Raw genomic sequence first — 25,418 nt, forward strand, 5'->3', positions numbered from 1 at the left:
GGAGAGCCATTTTGGGCAACGCACGCAATATCGCCTTCTGGGTAGTTCTGTTCCTGCTCGTCGTGACCCTGTTCAATCTGTTCAGCGGGTCCGGCAGCACACTTCAGAGCCGCGAGAAGACTTATTCGGAATTTGTGACCGCCGTTGACAACGGTCAGGTCAGTACCGTGACGCTGGATGGCGAGCAGGTCCGCTACACCACCTCTGACGGTCAGAGCTATACGACGATCAAGCCGGGCGATGCCGAAGTCACCCAAATGCTGATCGCCAAAGACATCCCTATCCGCGCGGAAAAGCAGCAGCAGTCGACATTCCAGTCCTTCTTGCTGACCCTTCTGCCGTTCCTGCTGTTGATCGGTGTCTGGATCTATTTCATGAACCGCATGCAGGGCGGTGGCAAAGGCGGCGCCATGGGCTTTGGCAAGTCCAAGGCCAAGATGCTGACCGAGAAGCATGGCCGCGTGACCTTTGACGACGTCGCGGGCATCGACGAGGCCAAGGAAGAGCTGGAAGAGATCGTGGAATTCCTGCGCAACCCGCAGAAGTTCTCTCGTCTTGGTGGCAAGATCCCCAAAGGTGCGTTGCTGGTGGGTCCTCCGGGCACGGGTAAAACGCTTCTGGCGCGCGCCATCGCGGGCGAGGCGGGTGTGCCCTTCTTCACCATTTCCGGGTCCGACTTTGTCGAGATGTTCGTGGGCGTAGGTGCCAGCCGCGTGCGCGACATGTTCGAACAGGCGAAGAAGAACGCGCCCTGTATCGTCTTTATCGACGAGATCGACGCCGTGGGCCGTCATCGTGGTGCGGGTTATGGCGGTGGCAATGACGAGCGCGAACAGACCCTCAACCAGCTTCTGGTGGAGATGGACGGCTTTGAGGCCAACGAGGGCGTTATCATTCTGGCGGCCACAAACCGCAAGGACGTGCTTGACCCGGCGCTGCTGCGGCCTGGCCGCTTTGACCGTAACGTGACCGTCAGCAACCCTGACATCAAAGGCCGCGAGAAGATCCTCGGCGTGCACGCCCGCAAGACTCCGCTGGGCGCTGACGTGGATCTGCGCATCATCGCCCGTGGTACGCCCGGGTTCTCCGGTGCCGATCTGGCGAACCTTGTGAACGAGGCGGCGTTGATGGCCGCGCGTGTGGGACGCCGCTTTGTCACCATGGAAGATTTCGAGAACGCCAAAGACAAGGTGATGATGGGGGCGGAGCGCCGCTCCATGGTGCTGACCGCCGATCAGAAAGAGAAAACAGCCTATCACGAGGCGGGCCACGCTGTGGTCGGTCTGATGCTGCCCGAATGTGACCCGGTCTATAAGGCCACGATCATTCCCCGTGGCGGCGCGCTCGGCATGGTTGTTTCACTGCCAGAGATGGACCGGCTGAACTGGCACAAAGATGAATGTCAACAAAAGCTGACAATGACCATGGCTGGCAAGGCTGCAGAGATCATCAAATACGGCGAGGGCCACGTGTCCAACGGTCCGGCAGGTGATATCCAACAGGCCAGCCAGCTCGCGCGTGCGATGGTGCTGCGCTGGGGCATGTCGGACAAGGTCGGCAATATCGACTACGCCGAAGCGCATGAGGGCTATTCCGGCAATACCGGTGGGTTCTCCGTCTCTGCCAACACCAAAGAGCTGATCGAAGAGGAAGTGCGCACCTTCATCGAAAACGCCTATCAGCAGGCCTATCAGATCCTGCAGGACAAAAAGGTAGAGTGGGAGCGTCTTGCAGAAGGTCTTCTGGAGTACGAGACCCTGACAGGCGAAGAGATCAAGCGCGTCATGAACGGCGAGCCGCCGCAGGTCGACGATGATGCAGACGACGACGCGGATTCCGGCGCGACCTCAATCACTGCGATCCCGAAAGCAAAGTCGAAGAAATCGCCGCCGGACGGCGATATGGAACCCGAACCTTCGGCCTGATAGGGCCCCGGCGTTCCGCCACGTTCTTACAGTTGAAGAAAAGCCGCAGCATCTCGCTGCGGCTTTTTTCATTTATGTATCAAAGGATTGGGCGACGCCCCGGCCGTGTCATAAAAATGTCATGTCCCCCTTGATCGCACTTGCCCGCGTTCAGATATAGGCAGCATCTGTCACCGCCCCGGGAGCCGTCGTGCGTATTCCTTTCACTGATCTGTCGCCCGCTCCCCTCATGCCTGAAGCGGGTATATTCGCGCCGCGCATTCCTGCGCCGCTGGTTTTTGCGGCTTTGGCGACCCTCTGCGGGGGCTTTGCGGTCTGGGTTGCGCAGGTCTACTACAGCCCTCTCAGCGCCGCTCTGCACGAGGGGGGACCGGTCGAGGTGGCCTCCGCCGTGCTTTGGGGCCTATGCGCGATCATGGTGATCTATTTTGCACCGGGACGCGTGTTTGGATCGCAATGGCAGATACTCGCGCTGTTCCTGTTGCTGTTCAGCCGCGAGATGGATTTCGACAAACGCTTTCTCGACGACGGTATCCTGCAACTGCGGCTGTACTCTGGCGACGCGCCATATTTGCAAAAGATCGTGGGACTTGTGGTGATCCTGATGGTGCTGGCCGTAGCCTGGCGCCTGTGCAGGCGCAATCTGCCGGTGCTCTGGGCTGAGGTGCGGCGCGGGGCAGCTTGGGCCTGGTGCAGCTGCGGCGCGCTGGGGCTTTTGGTCGTCGCCAAGAGCCTGGATGGCATCGGTCGCAAACTGGCCGATTTTGGTCTGACACTGGATCCACAAACGGTGGCTACCGCCATGATATATGAAGAGCTGTTCGAATTGTTTGCCGTGGTCGTGATCGTCTGGGCAATCAGTTTGCTTGAGGCACGTGTGCGCCGGGATCATCTGGGCGGATCGCACTTGTGACCGAGGTGTGATCGGCTAGACTGCGCGCTCCCTTCCAGCGCAGAAAGTCGATGACATGCCTGTCCTTACAGAAACCGAATTCAGTGGCGAAATCACTTGGCTTGGCATGGTGCCGGCCGACAGCGGCATCCAGGCCGAGGCGCGTGAGGCGCTCGAATTGGGGTTTCACGGGATCACCGGCGCACGGCATGAGGGCACCGAACGCGCCTCCTGTGTGCGGGTCAAGAACCTCTACGAGACGGGCACCCAAATTCGCAACGTGCGTCAGATGACCATCCTGTCGGAAGAAGAGCTGGCGCTTATCGCGGCTGATATGGGGCTGGATCGGGTTGATCCACGCCATCTTGGTGCGACCATGGTGGTCCGAGGCATACCCGATTTTACATTCGTTCCCCCGTCTGCGCGCCTGCAGGGGGCGGACGGGGTGACCCTGACCGTCGATATGGAGAATCGCCCCTGCATCTTGCCGGGACGCGAGATCGAGAAGGATCACGCGGGCTATGGTCCAAAGTTCAAGACGGCGGCGGCCAACAGGCGGGGAATCACCGCCTGGGTGGAACGTCCGGGGCAGGTCAGGCTGGGCGACATTTTGCGCCTCTATGTGCCCGCTCAACGCGGCTGGGGTGGTGCGCGCTGAGCTATGCGTGGAAGAATATTCTGCCTCAGGGCCTGATCGTGGGCCTTCGAATGCCGCTGACGACGTTCTGAAGCGCAATTATGTCGGAAACTAGGGGCGCGTGTTTTTCATGACGGGATAAGCGTAGGGGAGTACCGGTGCCCGTTGCCGGCCCCTGCCAACTCGACACTTAGGAACCAGGCCATGAGCTACAAGAGTGACATTGAAATCGCCCGCGAGGCGAACAAGCTCCCGATCCAGGAGGTCGGCGCCAAACTGGGCATGAAGAACGAAGATCTGCTGCCTTACGGCCACGACAAGGCCAAGGTGAGCCAGGAGTTCATCAACTCCGTGCAGGGCCGCGAAGACGGCAAGCTGGTCCTGGTGACCGCGATCAACCCGACACCGGCGGGCGAAGGCAAGACCACCACCACAGTGGGTCTGGGCGATGGCCTGAACCGCATCGGGAAGAACGCGATGGTCTGCATCCGCGAAGCCTCCCTCGGCCCGAACTTCGGTATGAAGGGTGGCGCTGCCGGCGGTGGTCACGCGCAGGTCGTGCCGATGGAGGAGATGAACCTCCACTTCACCGGCGACTTCCACGCCATCACCTCTGCCCACTCGCTGCTGTCGGCCATGATCGACAACCACATCTACTGGGGCAACGAGTTGGACATCGACATTCGCCGCGTCGCATGGCGTCGTGTGGTCGACATGAACGACCGTGCCCTGCGTCAGATCACGGCTTCCCTCGGTGGCGTGTCCAACGGCTTCCCGCGCGAGACCGGCTTTGACATCACGGTGGCGTCCGAAGTCATGGCGATCCTCTGCCTTGCAGACGATCTCAAGGATCTGGAAAAGCGTCTCGGCGACATCATCGTGGCCTATCGCCGCGACAAGACCGCCGTCTACTGCCGCGACATCAAGGCCGAAGGCGCGATGACCGTGCTGCTGAAGGATGCCATGCAGCCGAACCTCGTGCAGACGCTGGAAAACAACCCGGCCTTCGTGCATGGCGGCCCGTTTGCCAACATCGCTCACGGCTGTAACTCGGTGATCGCGACCAAGACCGCGCTGAAAGTCGCCGACTTTGTTGTCACCGAAGCGGGCTTTGGTGCTGACCTTGGCGCCGAGAAGTTCATGAACATCAAATGCCGCAAGGCTGGTCTCGCGCCCTCCGCTGTGGTGATCGTGGCCACCGTGCGCGCGATGAAGATGAACGGCGGCGTTGCCAAAGCCGACCTTGGTGCCGAAAATGTCGAAGCGGTGCAGAACGGCTGCGCCAACCTCGGCCGTCACATCGAGAACGTGAAATCCTTCGGCGTGCCGGCGGTTGTGGCAATCAACCACTTCGTCACCGACACCGAGGCGGAAATCAACGCGGTCAAGGAATATGTCGCCACCCACGGTGTTGACGCGGTCCTTTCGCGCCATTGGGAATTGGGCTCCGAAGGCTCCGCACCGCTGGCGGAGAAAGTGGTTGAACTGGTTGAAGGTGGCTCCGCGAACTTCGGTCCGCTCTACCCCGACGAGATGCCGCTGTTCGAGAAGATCGAAACCATCGCAAAGCGCATCTACCGCGCCGACGAGGTTCTGGCCGACGCGAAGATTCGCAACCAGCTGAAAGAATGGGAAGATGCGGGCTACGGTCATCTGCCGGTCTGCATGGCAAAGACCCAGTATTCCTTCTCGACCGACCCGAACCTGCGCGGCGCGCCGACCGGTCACTCGGTGCCGGTACGCGAAGTGCGCCTCTCGGCGGGCGCCGGTTTCATCGTTGTTGTCTGCGGTGAGATCATGACCATGCCGGGTCTGCCGCGCACCCCGGCGTCGGAAAGCATCCGCCTGAACGAAGAGGGCCTGATCGAAGGCTTGTTCTAAGGCCTGAAATAGGCAATCTGCGGCCCGGGGAGGTTCCCCGGGCCGTAGGAGTTTTGAAACAGATGACCCACCGCAAACCGCCGCAAGACTGTGCCGACATGTCCGAACTGCGTCAGGCGATCGATGAGATCGACGTGGAGCTGGTGAAACTGCTTCGAGATCGCGTGGCCTATATCGACCGCGCCGTGACCTTGAAGCAGGCCAACGGATGGCCGGCACGGATCCAGTCCCGGGTGGAGGAGGTCATCGCCAATGCGTGCCGGACGGCCGAGGCCGAGGGGCTTGATCCCAAGCTGGTTGAAGGCATCTGGCGCGATATGGTGGATTGGTCGATTTCGCGCGAGGCGCGGGAAATCCCGGAGACTTGAGCCGCGCCCCCACCGGGGTGTGCACCGAGACAAGGAATAAAGCGATGGCAGCAGAAATCATTGACGGCAAGGCCTTTGCGGCCCGGGTCCGTGGCCAGGTGGCCGAACATGTGGCGCGTCTGAAGGCAGAGCACGACATCACCCCCGGTCTGGCGGTGGTTCTGGTGGGTGAAGACCCCGCGTCCCAGGTCTATGTGCGCTCCAAGGGCAAGCAGACCACCGAGGTTGGTATGAATTCCTACGAGCACAAGCTCGACGTGGACACCTCCGAGGCGGATCTGCTGGCTCTGATCGACAATTTGAACAATGATCCCGCCGTGCACGGCATCTTGGTGCAGCTGCCGCTGCCGAAGCATCTGGACGAGGATCTGGTGATCAACTCGATCGCGCCGGCTAAGGATGTGGACGGGTTTCACATCTCCAACGTGGGCCTGCTGGGAACGGGACAGAAATCCATGGTGCCCTGCACGCCGCTGGGCTGCCTGATGATGCTGCGTGACCATCACGGCTCGATCTCTGGCATGGATGCGGTGGTGATCGGTCGCTCCAACATCGTCGGCAAGCCGATGGCGCAGCTTTTGCTGGGCGACAGCTGCACCGTGACCATTGCCCATTCGCGCACCAAGGACCTGCCGGATGTGGTGCGCCGCGCCGATATCGTTGTGGCCGCCGTGGGTCGCCCCGAAATGGTGCCGGGCGACTGGATCAAGGAAGGTGCCACCGTAATCGACGTCGGCATCAACCGGATCGATGCGCCGGAAAAGGGCGAGGGCAAAACCCGTCTTGTTGGTGATGTGCATTACGAGAGTGCGGCCGCACGTGCCGGTGCGATTACGCCGGTGCCCGGCGGGGTCGGTCCGATGACCATCGCCTGCCTGCTGGCCAATACCGTGACCGCCTGCTGCCGCGCCAACGACCTGGCCGAGCCCGAGGGGCTGACCGCCTGAAGCGACGCTGCTGCGTCGCGGCCTCCGGCGGAGGTATTTTTGAAAAGATGAAGGAACGGCGTGCCCCATCAGGCGCGCCGTTCTTGCGTTAGCGGGGCATCGGGCAGGGCAGGGCCCGCGCGCCGGTCAGAATGGCCAGGGCCTGTTTGTCCATCAGCGCGGTGAGCGCCGGGTCGGTGCTGCGCAGCCCGCCAGTATAGGTGCCGAAGGCCGGCATGATCAGGCGGCTCTTGTCCAGCAGGAAGGCCGGGCGTGACTGACCGCGCAGACGGACCTTTGGGTGGTAGTGGCCACTGATTTCGCCGACCGCATCTGGTGACGCGATATGGCGGAAGGCCAGCGCTCCGAGTCGGAGCTCCGCCACGGGGTCGCCCCCCAGCGCGGGGGGCGCGGGATCGTGGTTGCCTTCGACCCAGATCCAGTGCCGCCCCTGCATCAGGGCCTGCAGCCGTGCCCTGTCGGATGTGGTCAGACTGCTGGCGGCAATATCATCGTCGAACGTGTCGCCGAGGCAGATGACTCGCGTGGGGGACAGGGCCGCAATCAGCGTTTCCAACCGGTCCAGCGTATCGCGGGTCTCGTAGGGCGGCAGAGAGACGCCGGTGCGGCGCGCGACACGTTCGGATTTTCCCAGATGCAGGTCGGAGACCACCAATGTCGTCTCAGCCCCCCACCAGAGCGCGCGAGCGGCCAGTGCGGTCAAGCGGGCGCCGTGAAAGGTGACATCAAAGCCGGCAGAGATGTTGTTCAGCATGACAGCAGGGGATGGCGTCATTGCGCCAGATCCGCAAGGCCGGATGTCTGCATCAGCGCCTCGGCCTCTTGCGCCATCAGGCGTTCAATCCCTGTGCCCTTGATCGGGATCTTGCCGACTTCCAGCAGCAGCGGGGCCGCCAGTGGGGATATCCGCGACAGCCGCACCAGATCGACGCGATCACCGACGCGGGACATCATCTCCTCGATACGGCCAAAGTCGACGAGGCCACGCAGCGCCTCTTCGCGGGTGATGTCCAGCAGCAGGTGATCGGGGTCATATTTGCGCAACGTGTCATACAGGATATCGGAGGAAAACGTCGCCTGACGGCCCGATTTGCGCTGCCCCGGCGTGTTGCGCTCAATCAGCCCGGCTATGGTGGCGGCGGCCCGAAAGGCGCGTTTCATCACCGCATTCTCGGCCAGCCAGCCCTCTAACCCGTCACGCAGGGCGTCAAGGTCGAACAGCGTATGCGGATCAGTGACCCGCTCCAGCCCCCAGATCAGGGTCGCATAGTCGGTCGCAACAAAACCCAGCGGGTCGAGCCCCAGCTCCTCCATCCGCTTTGTCAGCAATAGGCCCAGCGTCTGTTGCGCATTGCGGCCGGCAAACCCATAGGCGCAGATGTGTTCGCGCCCGTCGTGGGGGAAGCTCTCGACCAGCAAGCGACCGGCGCGCGGCATGTGCGAGACCTCGCGTTGAAGCGCCAGCCAGTCGGCGGTGTGGTCGGGCAGCTCTGGCCAGTCCTCCTGGTTCAGAATGCGCAGGATTCGGTCCGAAAGCTGGGTGGAGGTGGCGAATTTCGTGCCGTTGAACGTGGCAACCTTGGGCTTTTTCGCGGCATTCCGGGTGACCTCCACTGTCATGTCGCGCAGGCCTTCGTAACGCACGATCTGGCCGGCGATCAGGAAGGTATCTCCGGCGGTGAGCGTGGCGGCAAAGCCCTCTTCGATCTCGCCCAGCGGCTTGCCGCCGCGGCTGCGACGCAGGCGCACCTTGAGCGTGTCGGTGTCCTGAATGGTGCCGAGATTCATGCGGATGCGCGCCGTCGCGCGGGGATCGCGCAATTGCCACAGCCCATCAGGACGTTGCAACAATCGCTGCCACTGGTCGTAGGCGCGCAAGGCATAGCCACCGGTGGCGCAAAATTCGAGACAGGCGTCGAAAGCGGCGCGAGAGAGTGCAGCATAGGCGCCTGCGCCGGTAACTTCGGCATAAAGGTCATCGGCGGAAAACGGTCCGGCGCAGGCGGCGATCAGGATGTGTTGGCACAGCACATCTCGCGGACCGGGAGGCAGGGGATCTCCGTCGAGCTCGCCCGCACGTGCGGCCTCCAGTGCCGCGCGGCATTCGACCACCTCGAACCGGTTTGCGGGCACCAGCAAGGCCTTCGAGGGGGCGTTGTAGCGGTGATTTGCGCGCCCGATCCGCTGCACCAGTCGCTTGACGTTCTTGGGGGCACCGATCTGTATCACCAGATCCACATCGCCCCAGTCGATGCCGAGGTCGAGCGACCCTGTACAGACCACCGCGCGCAATTCTCCGCGCACCATGGCACCCTCGACCCGCTCACGCTGCAGCCGGTCGAGCGAGCCGTGGTGAATGCCGATGGGCAGTCCCTCGTCATTGGCAAGCCACAGATTGTGAAAGAAGATTTCTGCCTGCGCACGGGTGTTGTGAAAGATCAGTGTGGTGGTGTGTTGGCGGATCTGGTCGAGCACGGCGGGAATGGAATAGGCCGCACCGCCGCCCGCCCAGGGCGGCGCGTCGGAGACCTCCAGCATGCGAATGTCCGGCGCGGGGCCGGGATCCGCCATCAGGATCGGGCAGGGGTCTGGATGGCACGCCAGACGGTTTGCGATCGCCGCCGGGTCATCCACCGTGGCCGACAGTCCGACGCGGCGCAGATCGGGGCAGAGCGCCTGCAGGCGGCTCAGCGCCAGCATCAGCTGATCGCCGCGCTTGCTTTCGGCCAGCGCATGTACCTCGTCCACGATGACCCGCTGCAATCCTTTGAAGGTGCGCGCGGCATCCTCGTAGGACACCATCAGCGCGAGGCTTTCCGGCGTGGTCAGCAGGATATGTGGCGGGTCGGCCCGCTGGCGCCGCTTGCGTGAGGAGGGCGTGTCGCCGGTGCGGTCCTCGATTCGGATCGGCAGGCCCATCTCCGCGACCGGACCGGTGAGGTTGCGCTTGATGTCCGCCGCCAGCGCTTTGAGAGGGGAAACATATAGCGTGTGCAGCCCCGCGTGACTGCCATCGGCCAGCTCTGCCAGCGTGGGCAGGAACCCGGCCATGGTCTTGCCGCCACCGGTCGGGGCAATGAGCAGGGTGGCGGGCGCGTCCTTGCGCGACAGCATGTCCTGCTGGTGCGGGTGGAGCGACCAGCTTCGGGTCGCGAACCAGGACAGAATCTGTTGTGGTAGATCGTGCATGTTCCCCATTTAGTCCAATCATGCGGTGCAGCAACAGAGTAAATGGAGAAAGGAGGCACTACCGTCCTCTGACGGACCGGCCGGCGCTTCGCTCCGGCAGCTGTTTCCCGCCGTCGCGGCGTGCTCCGGCACCGTGCCGTTGCACGGTGCCCGGCCCAACGGGAGCGGATTATATATGATCCGGCGACGGGCGGGAGCGCCCCCTTGCGACTGGTGCAGATGGAAACAGACGCGCGCTGCGGGCGGGCCTATTTCACGATGGTTTCGTCCTTCACAAACATGTTGGCCCAGGCGCGATCAATCAGGTCCGGTGACATCTGATAGGGGATGCCCTCGAATTCACAAATGGAGATCATCTGATCGATCAGGAACACTGGCTGGTAGTTGGCATAGACATTGTTGATGGTCGGGTACTTCGTCTTCAACAGATGCACCAGCGCGGCCTCATCAAGGGGCACGCCCTTCTTGCGGGCAACGAGGGCAAAGATCTTCAGGAAGTTCTCCTGATCCGGCCCGTCGATCTTGATCTTGAAGAAGATCCGCCGCAAGGCCGCCTGGTCGAAGATCTCGTTGGGATGGAAGTTGGTGGAAAAGATCACCAGCGTGTCAAAGGGCACCTCGAATTTCTCGCCGGACTGCAGGGCGAGGATATCCTTGCTCTCTTCCAGCGGGACGATCCAGCGGTTGACCAGCGCCTGCGGGCTTTCGGCCTGACGTCCAAGGTCGTCGACGATGAAGATGCCGCCGGTGGATTTCAGCTGCAGCGGCGCCTGATAGGTGCGTGCGGTTGGGTTGTAGACCAGATCCAGCATCGACAAGGACAATTCACCGCCGGTGACGACGGTGGGCCGCTCGCAGCAGACATAGCGTTCGTCAAAGCGACGGTGCTTGCGCAGGGCATTGGGGTCTTCGACCTCTGGCGCGATGGCGGTGTGGACGATGGGATCGTAGACCGTGATCACCTGACCGGCATATTCGATGGCGCGCGGCACATAGACCCGGTCGCCAAGGGCGTCGCGGATACCGTTGGAGATCGAGGACTTTCCGTTGCCCGGTGGACCATACATCAGGATCGAGCGACCGGCACTGACAGCGGGCCCAAGATGGTCGAGCAGGCTATCGGGCAGGATCAGATGCCCCATGGCGGCCGTGAGCTGCTGACGTGAGACCCGAATGTTGCGGATGGACTGCCGTTTCACCTGCTCGCGGTAGACATCCAGCGGCACCGGCATGGCGCCAAAATACTCTGACTGTGATAGCGCATCCAGTGCCCGCGCGCGGCCCGCATCGGTCAGCTGATAGCCCATCTCGTTGCCAGAATTGGCATTGAGCGTGCCGGTTGCTTCAAGCAGCTTCTGATCTCGGGCGAGGTCGACCAGCTCCTGCGTGACGGACCCGGGCAGGCAGATCGCCTCCGACAGATCTGTCACCGTGTCAAGCGTCTTGCGGAACATCGTCTTCAGCAGGATATCCCGCATCATCACCAGCGGTAGTTTCATCTCTCCCAGGCCTTTGGGGGGCGGGGGCGCGGTGACAGTCGGGGTCTGCATGTTCATGTCGCAAGCGGCCTTTTCGCAAGGTGCGGACGGAGTTTCGCCCGCACGTATCTTTGCAAAGAGACTATTCAATACTGTGGCAAGACCACGGCAGGCTTGCATCAATTCCGCGAAAACCCGGACAGAGTTTCAACGACACCCGAATGGGGCCGGAGCGGTCAGGGCGCGAAAAATGCCGCGAGGCCGAGATACACCGCCAATGTCGCGCCGAGGCAAAGACCCATCGGGAACTTGCTGCCGACATCCCAGCTCTTCCAGGTCGGCGCAAGGCGGCGCAGCGCGGTGTGGCGGGCGACGCGATGGGAGAGGAAACCGGCCAGCAAGATGGCTGCAAAGAGCATAATCACCAGCGAGAGATCTGCAAAGGCAACATAGGGTGCGGCGGCGCCTGCGAACTTGGCGTCTCCTGCGCCAATCAGGCCGCCGGCATAGAAGAGAAACCCGATGCCGATACCGACGGGCAGATGCAGCAGTTGCCAGCCGTAATCCGCCCAGGTTGGCATGACCAGAAGCCCCAGCACGATGTAGACACCTCCCAGAGTGTCCACCGCCCAGTTCGGAATGCGCATGCCTCGCAGGTCAGTCAACGCAACGGCATAGCACAGCGGCAGAACGAAGGGCAGGAACCAGAGGGCGGCCTGAGAGGGGAAGTGCATCACAAAGGCTCCCGATCAGCCGTTTTCGAGCGCTTCCAATGCGCGGGCGGCTGCGTCAAAGTGCTGTGGATGGGTGTCTATCGCTTCGCGCAGCAGACCTTCGCCGGTGCTGACGTCGCCCTGTTTGACCGCAGACAGCGCCATCGTATGCAGCAGCTTTGCGCGCTCGGTCTGGGTCATGGTGATCACGGGCAGGCTGTAGTTGCGCTGTGCCCCCCGTGACAGAACCAGATTGTTCTTGGCGGTGAACAGGTTGGGATCCTGCCGGAGTGCTTCGCCAAACAGACGTTCTGCGCCGGTGTAGTCACCGCGCGTTAGCTTGGAATAGCCCCAGTTGTTGAACACGCCAGCGGGTTTGGTGGTCAGGCCAACCGCGGTTTCGTAAAAACTGTCGGCCGCTTTCCAGTCCTGCTCGGAGTCGGCGATCATCGCTTCCAAACGGTACCGTTTGAAGGTCTCATGTGTCGGCGGCACCGTGTCCAGCACTTCGCGCGCCTTGTCCCAGTCATTGTTTCGGATCAACGCATCTGCAAGCGCGACATGATCATCGCTGCTTGCCTCCGGAAGGTCCACCACACGCTGCCATGCAGCAGCGGCCTCGGTGTAGCGCTTGGCGCGGATCAAAGAACCGGCAAGCCCGCGATTGAGGTCGATCCGATCAGGGGATTGCTGCACGCTGCGCTGGAAGTAGGTGACAGCCTCATTGGGGTCTGAGCTGCTCAGAACGACGCTGTTGAGGTTGCTTTCATCGATGACGTTGACGTCCTGAAGCGCACGTTCGACGGCATCTTTGTCGATTTCCTTGGCGCAGGAGGCCAGGATCAGCGCCCCGAACAGCCCTGCGGACAATAGTCCCAAATGGCGCATTTTTTGCGTCCTTCTCTGCTCTGCCTCTGGCGCTATGGTGTCGTTTCGATGCGGTACAGACCGCCACCTTGTCGCACCAGTTTATCTTGCGCGCCGTTGGCGCCACTATGCCCTGTGTTGTCAAGATTTTCGATAGCGAGCCGCAAATTATCGCGGATTGCGTCACTTTGGCCATTGTCCAATGCGTAGGCGCGTCGCAGGATCTGTTCCGCTTCGGCGTATTTTCCCTGTTCTATCAGGACGGTGCCGAGGTTGTTCAGCGTCTGTGGCCATTGGGGCTCTTCCTTGATGGCGCGGCGCAGCAGGGCCTCGGCCTGGCCAAGGCGACCAAGGCCAAGATTGGCGGACCCCAATCCGGACAGAACCTGTGGCGTAAGCCCGTCTTCTAATGCCGCCCGGTTGAAAGCGTCGATGGCCAGCTCGTATTGCCCTGCGGCCATCAGCCGGTGGCCGACATCCAGTCCGCTTACGCCTTCAGCTCGCGTGTCCACGCCCGGCGCCCAGGTGCCATCCGCTGCGATGGGAGCGAGCCCGTTGCCTGGTCCCGACACGCAAGACGCCGCCAGAGCAAGAGCACTGGCGGCGACCGCGGGTGAGACCAGGCGGAAAAGATGGGTGCGCCTGATCCGAAATATCATGGTGGCTTGGCCTATTTTCCCAAGTTTGCAATGCCCTGTGCCGAAGGACCGACCAGAATGATCAGCAGAGGCGGCACGGTGAGCCCCATTGTGGCAAGGGTCATTTTGGTTGGCAACTTGTTTGCAGCCTCTTCCGCGCGCATCACGCGTTTGTCACGCATCTCGCCCGCATAGACCCGCAGCGCCTCGGCGATCGAGGTACCAAAGGCCGCGGATTGGATCATGACCGTCACGAAGGATGACACATCCTGTACGCCGCAGCGGGTGCCCATGTCGCGCAGGACCCTGTCCTTCTCCTTGCCGGCTTTCATCTCATAGGCGACCACGTCGAACTCTTCGGCAAGCTCGGGGTAGGATGAACGCAGCTCCTGTCCGACACGCACGATCGCCTGATCCAGTGATTGCCCGGCTTCCACGCAGACCAGCATCATGTCCAATGCATCCGGGAAAGCGCGGGTTATGGCCTGTTTGCGCTCTTCGACCCGTCGTGTGATCCAGTAGCGGGGCAGGAAATAGGCGGCCCCCCCCATCCCGATGATGCGCAGCGCCATATCCTGCGAGCTATATTCCACGTCGGCATTCATCACATGGACGTAAAACAGGCCCAGACCGAGGCCAATGAGACCCAAGGCAAACTGCGCGAAGTGGAACAGGCGCACCGCGTCCTTCGACTGGTAACCGGCCTGTTGCAGCTTCAATTCCATGGCCGAAAGTTCTTCGGCGTCCTGGGGTTCCAGAAAGTTCGCAAATTTCTGCAGTTGTTCGTTGCGATTTGCCTGCCGCAGGCGTTGGTTCTGCGGCTTTGTCTTTTCCTGTTCGGTCAGATTGCGCTGCAATTTCTTCAGCGGATCCTCGGGTTGGTTGAGGATCAACCCAACAGCCACGGCGACCAGCACCAGGCCGAGGAAGCCGACCGCCAGAAGCGGACCGAACTCCCCGAACTGCGCGATCAACAGGTCTTGAGCGAATGTCAGCGGGTTCATGGAAGTCTCCTCAGACCTTGATATTGGTCAGCACGCGCATCACGAACAGATTGGCCGTGAGCATGCCACCCACGACGAAACAGGCCGGTATGAACCAGGGGTGGTCGATGACGCTGTCGTAATAGCCCGGGTCCGATATCAGCGTGGAGACGAGGCAGACCAGCGGAAAACCCGATAGGAATTTGCCGGACCATTGCGCCTCGGCGGTGATCGCCTTCACGCGGCGAAACAGGCGGAACCGGGCACGGATCACCTTGGCCAGTCCAGCCAGCACTTCGGCGAGATTGCCCCCGGATTGCTGCTGGATGGTCACCGCCACCGCAAGAAAGCGCAGATCCTGCATGTCCAGACGTTCGGCCATTTCCTTCAGCGCTTCACCAACATCGCGCCCATAGGCGCATTCGTCCGCGATGATGCCAAACTCAGTCGCCAGCGGGTCTTCAACTTCCTTGGCGACAATTTGCACGGCTGACGAAAACGGATGCCCGACGCGGAGCGATCGAACCATCAGCTCGACCCCGTCGGGCAGTTGCTCTTCGAGCATGGCCATCCGTTTTTTGGCCTTGGAGTTAACCCAGAAAAACACTGCACCCACGCCGATGATAACAGACGCAAGGGCGCGCACTGGTGGCTCGGCTTGGGTCCCGACGCTCAGACCGACATAGGCCAGCGCCGCCAGCCCGCACATCACCAGGATCAGTTGCACTGGGGTAAACGCGATGGCGGCTTTCTGCGCCCGTTCAGCCAGCAGCGAGTACAGCGGGATGGATTGGGACTTCAGGTGCTGCTGCATCTCCTTGCGAAGTTGGTCCAGCACCTGCTCACGGTTGGCGCCCTTCTCCATCATCTCGAGACGTCGATTGACGCGACTGTTGAGGCTGATCGATTTGCCAAAGGTGACCAGATAGATGCCTTCGACCAGCACAAGAACCCCGACAAAGATCAGCCCGTAGATGAGCGGTTCAATTCCGATTTGCATCAGCGGGCCTCCATGACAGTGGGTTCGTAGATTGACGCAGGCAGGTCATAGCCCCACAGACGGAACCGTTCCGAGTAGTGGCTGCGCACGCCGGTTGCGGTGAAATGGCCAAGGATCTTGTTGTCCGGCGTCAGGCCGACGCGCTGGAAGCGAAAGATCTCCTGCATGGAAATCACATCGCCCTCCATGCCGGTGATCTCGGTGATCGAGGTCATCCGGCGTGAGCCGTCCTGCAGGCGCGAGGCCTGTACGATCAGGTTCACAGCCGAGGCGATCTGACTGCGCACGGCCTTGATCGGCATCTCGATGCCCGCCATCGCGATCATGTTTTCGAGGCGCGAAATTCCGTCTCGGGCAGAGTTGGCGTGGATCGTGGTCATCGACCCATCGTGACCGGTGTTCATCGCCTGCAGCATGTCGATCACCTCGGCGCCGCGGGTCTCGCCCACGATGATACGATCCGGACGCATCCGCAGGGCGTTCTTCAGACAGTCGCGCGGGCTGACCTCACCCTTGCCCTCGACGTTGGGCGGGCGGCTTTCCATCCGACCGACATGGGTCTGCTGCAGCTGCAATTCTGCGGTATCCTCGATCGTCAGGATCCGTTCCGCATTGTCGATGAAACTCGACAGCGCGTTGAGGGTGGTTGTTTTCCCCGAGCCGGTGCCGCCAGAGACGATTATGTTCAGTCGGGTGGAAACCGCGGCTTGCAGATATGCAGCCATCTCTTCGGTAAATGCGCCAAAATTCACCAAGTCATCGATCTGAAGCTTGTCTTTTTTGAACTTTCGGATGGAGACCAGCGAACCGTCCACCGCGACCGGTGGCACCATGGCGTTGAAGCGTGAGCCATCCTGAAGGCGGGCATCCACATAGGGGTTGGATTCATCGACACGCCGGCCCACCGCAGAGACGATCTTGTCGATGATCCGCATCAGATGTCGCTCATCCTTGAACGTCACATCGCTGAGTTCCAGCTTGCCGCCACGTTCGATGAAGATCTGCTGCGGACCGTTCACCAGAATGTCGGATACGCTGTCGTCCTTGAGCAGGGTTTCCAGCGGGCCGAGGCCTGTCACCTCGTCGTAGAGCTCCTTGTTGAGCTGCTGGCGATCCTCACGGTTCAGAACGATGTTCTTTTCCTGCAGGACTTCGCTGGCGATCGCGGCGATCTCGTTGCGCAGATCGGATTCTGTAGCTTTTTCAAGCGCGGCAAGGTTCAGGTTTTCCAACAGCTCGCGGTGCAGCTCGATCTTGATTTCGCTCAGGCGTTCCTTGCGCTTGCGGTCCCGGTCCTGCTGCGGGGCAGCGCTGGCGGCAGCGCGTTGCTCGGGACGCCGCAGGATGGCCTTGACCCCCTGTGCGGGGGGCGCTCCGGCAACGGATGCGGGGGCGGCAGGTTTTGGCACCGCTGGCGCGGCTGCTTGTTTCTTATACTTGGAAAACATGTTGATACCCCCAGGTGTTCACGCGATCGATCAAGCCGCTTCTGCTTCAGCGCGTCCCAACTCGTGCAGGTTCTTCGCCAGTTTGGCGATTTCCTTGCGCAACGCGTTCTTCGGCGCGGAAATCGCTAATGGTTGACCGTGATCGCAACTTTGCAGAACGCTTTTCCCGCCATCGGGCAGTTGGATGTCGATGGAAATCCCCAAGCTCTCTGCCAAGCGTTTGACGCGGCTCTTGCCGTTGAGATCGGTGAACTTCGGGGCGCGGTTCAGCAGGAAACGCAGCTTGTCAAAGGGCAGATCCTCCGACTGCAGCGCCCGTTTCACGCGCAGCGCGTTCTGAGCGGAGCGCATATCCAATTCGATCATCGCGAAGTAGACATGCGCCAGGTTCAGGACCGTTTCGGTCCATTGCACCATCGTATGGGGCATGTCGATGACCACGAAGTCAAAGTGGCTTCGTGCCATTTCCACCACCCGCAAGATGTCCTCCGGGGTGATGAACTCCAGGGGCACCATGTCGGCAGGGGCGGTCAGAACCTGCATCTTGTCCTGGAACGAAATCAGCGACTGGCCAAAGATGTCCTCGTCCATGGCCTCTGTTTCACTGAGCATCTCCATCACAGCCTCGCGGCGCGGAAGGTCGAGGTAGGTCGACACGGAGCCGGTTTGCAGATCGAGATCCAGCAGACAGACCGAGGGCCGTTCGGAGGCATTCAGCTCTGCCAGCTCCCAGGCCAGATTGACCGCAAACGTCGAAGAGCCGGACCCGCCTGCCAGGCCCTGAGTGACGATGACCGCGCCTTCGCGCTGGCTGTCCGCCTGAAGCTTGTGAGCCCGTGCCGGCGTTGCTGCCGGAGCCGCGGGCGCTGCGGGCTCGCGCAGGCGATCAACAGCAGCAGCCAGTTCTTGTTCGGGAAGCGGGTAGGGGATGAATTCGTCGGCCCCTTGGCGCAGCAGCTTGTGCAGGGCCGCGGGGGTCACGTCTTCGGCCACGAGAATGACCTTGATGCCGCGTGATTTGGCTTGCGTGATGATTTCGCCCATCAGCGGCAGGTTGTCTTCGTCCTCGGCATCCATAGCCAATGCCACGAATTCAACCATTGCAGATTCAGGCTGATAGAAAAACGCCAGCGCTTCGGTAAAGCCCAGGTCGCCCCAAGCTTCGCCCATCACCGCCTCCATGTCTTCGATCAACAGATCGAAGAGTTGCACGTCTCGGCTAATTGTACAGGCTGCGATCGGCGCAGCCTCGGTTTGCGAAATCCCACTCGTCATCGCCAGTATCCCCACATTGTTCGGCCCCGGCGCAAAGCCGATGCTGGACCGACGCCGCCCCCACCACAAGGTACACGGCGCTTATGGGAACAGTGTCGTTCTCAATATAGGCGAGATTGGGGCCAAAAAACTCCGATTGTAGGGAATGTTAAACATACCTAACAAATCGTTACCCTTGCGGCAGGAATAAGGAGCCGTGCCGCAGGTGGAGACGGCGCTGGCTCTTGAGGGTGCTTACTCGTCCAGGCCCGAATCGGTCGACAAGGTGCTGACGGCAGCCGCGCTGGTGATGTAGTCGCGATAGATGACAGCGGCGTATTTGCCGTCCAGCTCATTGACACGCGCGGCCACGAAGCCGCTGACCTCTGTCACTGTGCGACGATTGCGGCGTTCGCGCTGCGCCGTGAGGACGAGAGGTTGGGTTTCACCAAACGAGGCCACCGCCTCCAGGCGTTTTCGTGAAATGCCTCGGGTGACCAGGTAGTTCACGGCCGCGCGTGCGCGCCGCAGACCCAACCGCTTGTTGTAGGATTGGCTGCCGACCGCATCGGTGTGGCCGTACACACGGAACCGAACCTCTGGAAACTGACGGATCCACTCAGCCTGCGCGTCCAGAATCTGACGTGCATTGCCATCAAGGCGTGCGCTGTCAAAATCAAAGGTGATCGTGCTGGGCACTTCGTTGGCAAACCGTGTTGCCAGTTGCACGCGGTAGCTTCGGTCGCCAGACAGGACGGCGGTGTTGTTGTTGGTCGCCACACCGAAGTATTTCGGATCCAGCGGTTCGCCAGCTTCTTTGTAGGCGCAGGCCCCCGTCAGGAGGGCAAGCCCGAAAATTGCTGCGTGTTTCAACATCTGCGCCACCGTTTTGTCAGGGTTAGTCAAGGAGATAGCCGTAGGATCCGTTAAAGTCCTGATTGGCCACTTCACCCGCTGCCCCCCCTTGGGCACGCTCTGTGCGACCAAATAGGAACAGGTTCTTTTCGCTTGGTGGCCGGATCCTGTCCGTGGGCAGCGACAACGCTTCGCCACGTGTCGGGGTCACCAGATGCGCGGAGACGATGATCACCAGCTCGCTCTGGCTGCGTTCGTAGTCCGCGCTGCGGAACAGGGCCCCGAGCACAGGCACATCACCCAGCCATGGGATCTGGGCGGCGCCGTCACGGAATTCATCCTCAATCAGCCCTGCGATGGCAAAGCTCTCCCCGTCACGCAATTCCACTGTGGTCGCGGTTTCGCGACGCGTGAAGGCGTTGATCGAAAACCCGTTCAAGGTCAGGGAGTTGGCAGTGTCGATCGCGGAGACGGCGGCCATCAATTCAAGATTGATCAGATCGCCGTCCACGACGCGGGGGGTAAAGTTCAGCTCAATGCCAAAGGGTTTGAATTCGACGGTTGTCGTCCCTTCGTCCTGTGCGACCGGCACCGGATACTCGCCCCCCGCAAGGAAGCTGGCTTCCTGACCGGAGAGGGCAGACAGGTTGGGCTCTGCCAACGTGCGAACAAGGCCCTTTTGCTCCAGAGCTTCGAGAAGGATGCCGAACTCAACAGAGCCGATGTCAAATCCGACAAACATTGCGCCCAAGGACTCGCCCTGAGGGGTGATCGTCGGTTGGCCGAGCCCATTATTGCCTTGTAGCCAGGTTCCGGTCTCACCAGTGGTGCGACTGGAGCGGAAGGCAACAGAAGAGCCAAGTGACTTGCTGACCGAGCGCTGCATTTCGGCAAAGCGTACCTTGAGCATGACCTGCTGAACGCCGCCGACTGTCATCAGGTTGCTGACGCGATCCGGTGCATAGCGCTCGGCGAGATCAAGGGCGCGCTGCAGGCGTTGCGAACTGGAGACGTTGCCGGACAGGACGATCCCGTCATTGGCGGTACGCACCTCGATTTTCTCGGTGGGCAGGATCTGCTGCAGACGTTTCTTGAATTCGCTCACATCTGCCGCAACGCGTACGTCGACATTGGTGATCAGACGGCCGGAGGCGTCCAGCAGTGTCAGCGTGGTCATGCCCGGAGACTTGCCCAGCACATAGATCGTTCGATCTGACAGGGACGAGATATCTGCGATCCCTGGGTTGGCGATGCTCAGCTCTGCAAACGGAACATCAGCCTCCACCACCACGGCCCGATTCATCGGGACATCCAGAATCGCATTGGTGCCCTTTTTCAGAACGCTGATCCCCTGCGCCAGAGTGGCGTGGGGCTGCGCAACAAACAGAAGGGTCAGCCCAGTGAGGGCTGCCGCACAATAACGTCGAATTGACATGTGACCTGCCTTTCGGATCACGCCTCAGAGTGTGGGGTCTTTGCGCCCCGAATTTGCGGTCAATGTGCGCGACTTCTTGTTTCAATGCAAGAATCAATGACTTCGGAGCGTGTATTCACGCGCCGCGTGGTGATCCCGCGCCACAAGAACAAGGCCCGCGCCTCTGAGATGAGATACGGGCCTTGCGTCCTTAGATCAGGAAATATTCAAAAAATTCAATCACTACAGGGGATCGGGATGTCGACGACATCTGCACCGCGGCGGGTGCGGATCGTACAAACTCTTTTCTCTTCGGTCTGCACTGGCGCGTCCAGTTCTCCCAATCCAAAGAGAGCGCGTTGATCTACCTCGACCAGCGACGCGATCGTATCATCTTCGGCACCGACAAGGGACAGCGTCAGGCGACCTGTCGATTGAGCCTGAGCAAGGGTCGCAACCTGTTCTGGCAGGGCTTTGACCGTCACCGTGCGTGCGATGACCGCGTCCCGAAAGTCGCTGCCTGCGATCTGATCGACAGCGATCAGTTCAATATTCGTCTGGATCAGACGAGTGACTTCACCGTTGTGATCCTGGCCGCGGCGGGCAGGTGGCTGGCCACTCCAGTAGACATCAACCCGGTCGCCGGGCCGCAGGAACCCCGACACGCCGCTGGCGACATCAACACGAATGGCAAAAGCCCGCATGCCTTTTTCAAGGCGGGAGGTAATGCCAGCGTCCTCGCCGGGGGCGGTTACTTTTACGGCCATCAGGGGCTCGTTGCGTTCCATGGTACGCAGGACATAGCGCGCGTCTGTTGCCTTTTCAGACGGGAATAGCGTTGCCTCGTCGCTGAAGACACCCTCTGGCAGGGCATTCTTTGGCCATGCGACGGCCCGCACAGACTCCTTGGTCAGGCGTTGCCCGTACGAGAGCGTTTCATTCGCGACGAATACCGCAACGGTTGGCACGGATGTGGTCCGGTTGGCTTGCTCTTGCGCCAGCGCCGTCTGGTATCTCTCGATGTAGTTCTTTGCCATCATGACGGCGCCGCCAGCCAGGGCGACGCCCACGACGAGCACAAGTCCGAAAACTGCTCTCATGGTAGTCCCTTTCAGTGAAACTCAGGGCGGTGGTGCGCCTACGGCGGACGGTTCTGTGGCATCATCGGGTACCAGCCGCGCCGCCGGGCAATACAACTTGCTGGTCCATCTCTGACTTGAGGTCTCTCAGCCGGTCAGAATGTCAGATTTCTCATGTATTCGACGATGGAGTTGAGATGAGCGAAAGTCTCATCGCTCATGAACTTTGCGGTCAAAGCACATAGGGCGGCCATTGCAGCGGTCAGGACGACCCAATCTACTGATATTGCGCCGTCTTCGCTTGCTCTGAAGGCTTTTAGCGTCTTCATGGCCGTACTCCGCAAACTACATATATTGCTTATCCTGGGCCGATGCGTGTGATGGGCCCAGGATAGTTTTGCAATTCAGCTATCCGCAACGGGTGCGAATTACTCGGTCGGAGTCGGCGCTGTGTAGGAGTCGGCGTCGTTCGTGGTGAGGAAGGTTGATGTGTCAGCGGTCATATCAACCACACCCTGCGAAATCTGGCTGTAAACGAGGGTGCCCAGAACGGCGACAGCTGCGGTCAGTACAACCCAGTCAACTGTTACGGCGCCGTCTTCGTCTTTGCGGAAGTTCTTGAAGAATTTGATCATGGTTCGTCCCTCCTGAGGATCGGTAGAATGTTGGCATCCTGTTGGGCGCTTAGTGTCATCTGCTCTCTCACCTTCAGATGACGTCCCGCTTTGGATGTCCCTGTTATCCGCATGCAGCGTGGCAGGAATTGGGCCGAAATCCGGAAACGCTTCATTAAGATTAAAAAAATGTTAGCAAATTCGGTAAGGTTCTATTCACAAAGGGAATTTGCCGTTTCTTGCTGACGTAGACGCCTCCCGGGTAGCCGGATTGAGGAGCAAATATGGCAAAATGGCCCAATTCCCGACTGTCAGACTGGATTTTTGGTCTGCTTTGGCTCAGGATTCTCTCAAATCAGAGCAGAAAACGAACGGGCGTAATATGAAAAGGGTGCTGGCCGCATGCTGTGGTCTCTTGGTCGCGAGTGCCGTGTGTGCGCAGGAGGCGGCGCAGCCCGTGCCATTTGCGGATTTTGAGGCAAAGCGGGTCCGGCCACCAACTGCGGGCACACAGAAGCGGATCACCGTGCAGATCGACCCTGAAGCAGAGCCCGCGGCCGATGTGTCCGTTGCAGCTGCGCCGGACGGCTCGCTTGCTCCGGCGGCGAAGGCCGCGCGGTTTGCCTGGTTCTGGGATGAGGTGGGCACCGATTTGGCAGGCGCGTCGCCGGGGCGGTTGCAGGACGGGCTTGGGGTGCTTGAGGGCGGCGTCGAGGTTCCCGCGCCGCGCTTGCAGGATTTGCAGGACATGATTGCCGACTATGGCGTGACCCTGCTGACGTCGACCATTGGCACTGATGTCTCTCCCGCGCTGGTGCTTGCGGTCATGGCGGTCGAATCCGGTGGAAAGGCGGATGCTGTCAGCCGGGTCGGGGCTCAGGGGCTGATGCAGTTGATGCCTGACACTGCGACGCAATTTGGCGTTTCGGATGCGTTTGATGCGCAGCAGAACATTCTTGGTGGGGTGAAGTTCCTGGATGTGCTCATGCAGGAATTCTCCGGCGATCCGGTCCTGGTTCTGGCCGGGTATAATGCGGGCGCAGGAGCGGTGCGTGAGCACGGGGGCGTCCCCCCTTATGCGGAAACCCGTGACTATGTACCAAAGGTGCTCGCGGCCTATCGGGTCACGCGCAACCTGTGCACAACGCCGCCGGTCATGGTGTCGGACGGGTGCGTTTTCCAATCCATGAAATGAACGTCGAGGGTCTGGGCGGCGTGCAAAAAAGGCGCGGCGATCTCTCGATCACCGCGCCACGCGTGTCATTTACGACGGAAAAATCCGTCGACTAGTTGACGATGGTTGCCTCGGTGGCGGCGCGCAGCTCGTCCTCGGTGACGCCCTCGGCGACCTCGACGATCTTCAAGCCACCTTCAACCACGTCGAGCACACCAAAGTTGGTGATGATGCGATCCACCACGCCCTTGCCGGTCAGCGGCAGGGTGCATTCCTTCAGCAGCTTGGACTCGCCGTGCTTGTTGGCGTGATCCATTACCACGATGACGCGGCCCACGCCCGCCACCAGATCCATGGCGCCGCCCATGCCTTTGATCAGCTTGCCGGGGATCATCCAGTTCGCCAGGTCGCCGTTCTCCGCCACTTCCATGGCGCCGAGAATCGCAGCGGCGATCTTTCCGCCCCGGATCATGCCGAAGGAGGTTGCGCTGTCGAAATAGGCAGTTCGGTTCAGCTCGGTGATGGTTTGCTTGCCGGCGTTGATCAGGTCCGGGTCTTCCTCGCCCTCAAAGGGGAAGGGGCCCATGCCCAGCATACCATTCTCGGATTGCAGGGTGATGTCCTTGTCGCCGACATAGTTGGCCACCAGCGTCGGGATGCCGATGCCGAGGTTCACATACATGCCGTCTTCGAGTTCCTGTGCCGCCCGTGCGGCCATCTGGTTGCGGTCCCATGCCATGGATCAGGCCTCCTCACGCGGACGGGTGGTCACTTTTTCGATGCGTTTTTCGTGCTCGCCTTGGATCAGGCGGTGCACATAGACGCCGGGCAGGTGGATGTGATCGGGGTCCAGGCTGCCGGTGGGCACGATCTCTTCCACCTCGACCACGCAGACCTTGCCGCACATGGCGGCGGGCGGGTTGAAGTTGCGGGCAGTCTTACGGAATACGAGGTTGCCGGTCTCGTCAGCTTTCCACGCCTTCACGATCGCCAGGTCCGCGAAGATACCGCGTTCGAGGATGTACTCCTCGCCGTCGAATTCCTTGACTTCCTTGCCCTCGGCAATCTGGGTGCCGACGCCGGTCTTTGTGTAGAAACCCGGAATGCCGCAGCCGCCGGCGCGCATGCGTTCGGCCAAGGTACCTTGCGGGTTGAACTCCAGCTCCAGCTCGCCGGACAGATACTGACGCATGAATTCCGCGTTCTCGCCCACGTAGGACGACATCATTTTCTTGACCTGCTTGGTCTGCAGCAGGATGCCGATGCCAAAATCATCGACGCCCGCGTTGTTGGACGCAAAGGTCAGATCCTTGGTGCCCGCCTGTTTGATCGCCTCAAGCAGCAGTTCGGGGATGCCGCAGAGGCCAAAGCCGCCGGCCGCGATGGTCATGCCGTCGAACAGCACCCCGTCCAGGGCCTCGGCAGCAGAGCCGTATACCTTTTTCATGGAACTCTCCCTTCCATTTCCTCTGGATCAAGCTAATCGCCTTAGCTGCGCTGTCGAGTCAACGAATACGGAAAGCTCTGCGTATTTCTACCGATGGTGCGACGGGGCCAATTGGCCCCGTGCCTCCGGCGGAGGTATTTTTGAAAAGATGAAAGGCTCAGCCGGGCAGCGCTTCGGCATTGTATTGAGCGGCAAAGGCCGGGCTGGGGGCGATGGGCGTGATGACGTCGATCAGCACGCCATTGGGGTCTTTCAGGATGAAATGGCGCTGGCCGAAGTCCTCGTCGCAGAGCGGCTTCACCACCTCCAGCCCCAGCGCGCTGAGGCGGTCATACTCGGCCCGGGCGTCCTCCACCTCGAAGTTCAGCAGCATATGGCAGGTCATGCCCCGCGCGCTCTCGGGGATGGTTTCGTGGCTGCCGTCGAGGATCGCGAGGTTCACGCCGGGGTCCGCATCGCTTTGCAGGTGAATGTACCAATCCGAGGTAAAGACGGGCGAGAAGCCAAAATGCGTCTGGTAGAAGCGCGCCGTTGCGCCCACGTCGGGGGTCTGGATCACGGGGTAGAATTGAGTGGGTTTCATCTGTCTCTCTCCAAGAGTAACATACAGGCAGT

General features: G+C 60.9%; 25 protein-coding genes. 7 read left to right on the plus strand and 18 right to left on the minus strand.

What is annotated here, in order from left to right; all coding sequences use genetic code 11:
• The first annotated feature begins 11 nt into the window (after positions 1–11).
• The 6 genes from ftsH to folD all read left to right on the plus strand — a co-directional run bounded on the left by ftsH (position 12) and on the right by folD (position 6,650).
• Positions 12–1,925 carry an ATP-dependent zinc metalloprotease FtsH gene (gene ftsH, locus R0J92_RS00665; RefSeq protein ID WP_106162057.1) on the plus strand — a complete coding sequence of 638 codons (1,914 nt, stop codon included), beginning with the start codon at positions 12–14 and terminating at the stop codon, positions 1,923–1,925.
• 190 nt (positions 1,926–2,115) lie between these two features.
• Entirely contained in the window at positions 2,116–2,838 is a 723-nt protein-coding gene (locus R0J92_RS00670; RefSeq protein WP_411050379.1) for a hypothetical protein, read from the plus strand.
• A gap of 55 nt (positions 2,839–2,893) precedes the next feature.
• Positions 2,894–3,475: an MOSC domain-containing protein gene (locus tag R0J92_RS00675; RefSeq protein WP_411050380.1), complete on the plus strand. Its 582-nt coding sequence runs from the start codon at positions 2,894–2,896 to the stop codon at positions 3,473–3,475.
• A gap of 183 nt (positions 3,476–3,658) precedes the next feature.
• Positions 3,659–5,335 carry a formate--tetrahydrofolate ligase gene (locus R0J92_RS00680; RefSeq protein WP_411050381.1) on the plus strand — a complete coding sequence of 559 codons (1,677 nt, stop codon included), beginning with the start codon at positions 3,659–3,661 and terminating at the stop codon, positions 5,333–5,335.
• Between the two features lie 62 nt (positions 5,336–5,397).
• Complete coding sequence (locus tag R0J92_RS00685; protein ID WP_411050382.1) at positions 5,398–5,703, plus strand: chorismate mutase; 306 nt, start codon at positions 5,398–5,400, stop codon at positions 5,701–5,703.
• A 44-nt stretch (positions 5,704–5,747) separates the two neighbouring features.
• The gene (gene folD, locus R0J92_RS00690; protein ID WP_411050383.1) at positions 5,748–6,650 is read left to right on the plus strand and encodes a bifunctional methylenetetrahydrofolate dehydrogenase/methenyltetrahydrofolate cyclohydrolase FolD; all 903 of its coding nucleotides are present in this window, start codon (positions 5,748–5,750) and stop codon (positions 6,648–6,650) included.
• 88 nt (positions 6,651–6,738) lie between these two features.
• On the opposite strand, the gene pdeM is transcribed toward folD, so the two are convergent.
• From pdeM to R0J92_RS00765, 15 genes are all read right to left on the minus strand, one after another.
• On the minus strand, positions 6,739–7,425 hold the full coding sequence (gene pdeM, locus R0J92_RS00695) for a ligase-associated DNA damage response endonuclease PdeM (protein WP_411050384.1): 687 nt from the start codon (positions 7,423–7,425) through the stop codon (positions 6,739–6,741).
• A complete protein-coding gene (locus R0J92_RS00700; RefSeq protein ID WP_411050385.1) occupies positions 7,422–9,839 on the minus strand; it encodes a ligase-associated DNA damage response DEXH box helicase in 2,418 nt (805 codons plus the stop codon). Before R0J92_RS00700 ends, pdeM begins: the two co-directional genes overlap by 4 nt.
• A 248-nt stretch (positions 9,840–10,087) precedes the next feature.
• A complete protein-coding gene (locus tag R0J92_RS00705; protein ID WP_317384152.1) occupies positions 10,088–11,395 on the minus strand; it encodes an ATPase in 1,308 nt (435 codons plus the stop codon).
• Between the two features lie 158 nt (positions 11,396–11,553).
• Entirely contained in the window at positions 11,554–12,051 is a 498-nt protein-coding gene (locus R0J92_RS00710; RefSeq protein WP_411050386.1) for a prepilin peptidase, read from the minus strand.
• A 15-nt stretch (positions 12,052–12,066) separates the two neighbouring features.
• Positions 12,067–12,918, minus strand: a complete 852-nt coding sequence (locus R0J92_RS00715; protein ID WP_317384150.1) for a tetratricopeptide repeat protein — start codon at positions 12,916–12,918, stop codon at positions 12,067–12,069.
• 32 nt (positions 12,919–12,950) lie between these two features.
• The gene (locus tag R0J92_RS00720) at positions 12,951–13,556 is read right to left on the minus strand and encodes a tetratricopeptide repeat protein (protein WP_106162067.1); all 606 of its coding nucleotides are present in this window, start codon (positions 13,554–13,556) and stop codon (positions 12,951–12,953) included.
• Between the two features lie 11 nt (positions 13,557–13,567).
• On the minus strand, positions 13,568–14,539 hold the full coding sequence (locus R0J92_RS00725; RefSeq protein ID WP_106162068.1) for a type II secretion system F family protein: 972 nt from the start codon (positions 14,537–14,539) through the stop codon (positions 13,568–13,570).
• A gap of 10 nt (positions 14,540–14,549) precedes the next feature.
• Positions 14,550–15,518 (minus strand): type II secretion system F family protein, encoded by a 969-nt coding sequence (locus R0J92_RS00730; protein WP_106162069.1) that lies wholly within the window; start codon positions 15,516–15,518, stop codon positions 14,550–14,552.
• Positions 15,518–16,966 (minus strand): CpaF family protein, encoded by a 1,449-nt coding sequence (locus R0J92_RS00735; protein ID WP_411050387.1) that lies wholly within the window; start codon positions 16,964–16,966, stop codon positions 15,518–15,520. The genes R0J92_RS00730 and R0J92_RS00735 overlap by 1 nt, the downstream gene beginning before the upstream one ends.
• Before the next feature lie 30 nt (positions 16,967–16,996).
• Positions 16,997–18,241, minus strand: a complete 1,245-nt coding sequence (locus R0J92_RS00740; RefSeq protein ID WP_411050388.1) for a CpaE family protein — start codon at positions 18,239–18,241, stop codon at positions 16,997–16,999.
• A 234-nt stretch (positions 18,242–18,475) separates the two neighbouring features.
• On the minus strand, positions 18,476–19,096 hold the full coding sequence (locus R0J92_RS00745; RefSeq protein WP_106162322.1) for an OmpA family protein: 621 nt from the start codon (positions 19,094–19,096) through the stop codon (positions 18,476–18,478).
• Positions 19,097–19,118: 22 nt separating this feature from the next.
• Positions 19,119–20,510: a type II and III secretion system protein family protein gene (locus R0J92_RS00750; RefSeq protein WP_106162071.1), complete on the minus strand. Its 1,392-nt coding sequence runs from the start codon at positions 20,508–20,510 to the stop codon at positions 19,119–19,121.
• Positions 20,511–20,725: 215 nt separating this feature from the next.
• Complete coding sequence (gene cpaB / locus R0J92_RS00755; RefSeq protein WP_411050389.1) at positions 20,726–21,589, minus strand: Flp pilus assembly protein CpaB; 864 nt, start codon at positions 21,587–21,589, stop codon at positions 20,726–20,728.
• Positions 21,590–21,723: 134 nt separating this feature from the next.
• Positions 21,724–21,897, minus strand: coding sequence for a hypothetical protein (locus R0J92_RS00760; RefSeq protein WP_165798079.1), 174 nt, complete (start codon positions 21,895–21,897; stop codon positions 21,724–21,726).
• Positions 21,898–21,996: 99 nt separating this feature from the next.
• Positions 21,997–22,203: a Flp family type IVb pilin gene (locus tag R0J92_RS00765; RefSeq protein ID WP_106162073.1), complete on the minus strand. Its 207-nt coding sequence runs from the start codon at positions 22,201–22,203 to the stop codon at positions 21,997–21,999.
• A gap of 361 nt (positions 22,204–22,564) precedes the next feature.
• Here R0J92_RS00765 and R0J92_RS00770 point away from each other — a divergent pair, with 361 nt between their 5' ends.
• The gene (locus R0J92_RS00770) at positions 22,565–23,377 is read left to right on the plus strand and encodes a lytic transglycosylase domain-containing protein (RefSeq protein ID WP_411050390.1); all 813 of its coding nucleotides are present in this window, start codon (positions 22,565–22,567) and stop codon (positions 23,375–23,377) included.
• Between the two features lie 91 nt (positions 23,378–23,468).
• Here R0J92_RS00770 and R0J92_RS00775 read toward each other — a convergent pair whose 3' ends face one another.
• The 3 genes from R0J92_RS00775 to R0J92_RS00785 form a co-directional block, all read right to left on the minus strand.
• Positions 23,469–24,095 (minus strand): 3-oxoacid CoA-transferase subunit B, encoded by a 627-nt coding sequence (locus tag R0J92_RS00775; protein ID WP_106162075.1) that lies wholly within the window; start codon positions 24,093–24,095, stop codon positions 23,469–23,471.
• 3 nt (positions 24,096–24,098) lie between these two features.
• Complete coding sequence (locus R0J92_RS00780) at positions 24,099–24,803, minus strand: CoA transferase subunit A (protein ID WP_411050391.1); 705 nt, start codon at positions 24,801–24,803, stop codon at positions 24,099–24,101.
• 157 nt (positions 24,804–24,960) lie between these two features.
• Positions 24,961–25,386 carry a VOC family protein gene (locus R0J92_RS00785; protein ID WP_411050392.1) on the minus strand — a complete coding sequence of 142 codons (426 nt, stop codon included), beginning with the start codon at positions 25,384–25,386 and terminating at the stop codon, positions 24,961–24,963.
• Positions 25,387–25,418: the final 32 nt, after the last annotated feature.

Source organism: Tritonibacter sp. SIMBA_163, from assembly GCF_046535935.1.
GTDB classification, from domain to species: domain Bacteria; phylum Pseudomonadota; class Alphaproteobacteria; order Rhodobacterales; family Rhodobacteraceae; genus Epibacterium; species Epibacterium scottomollicae.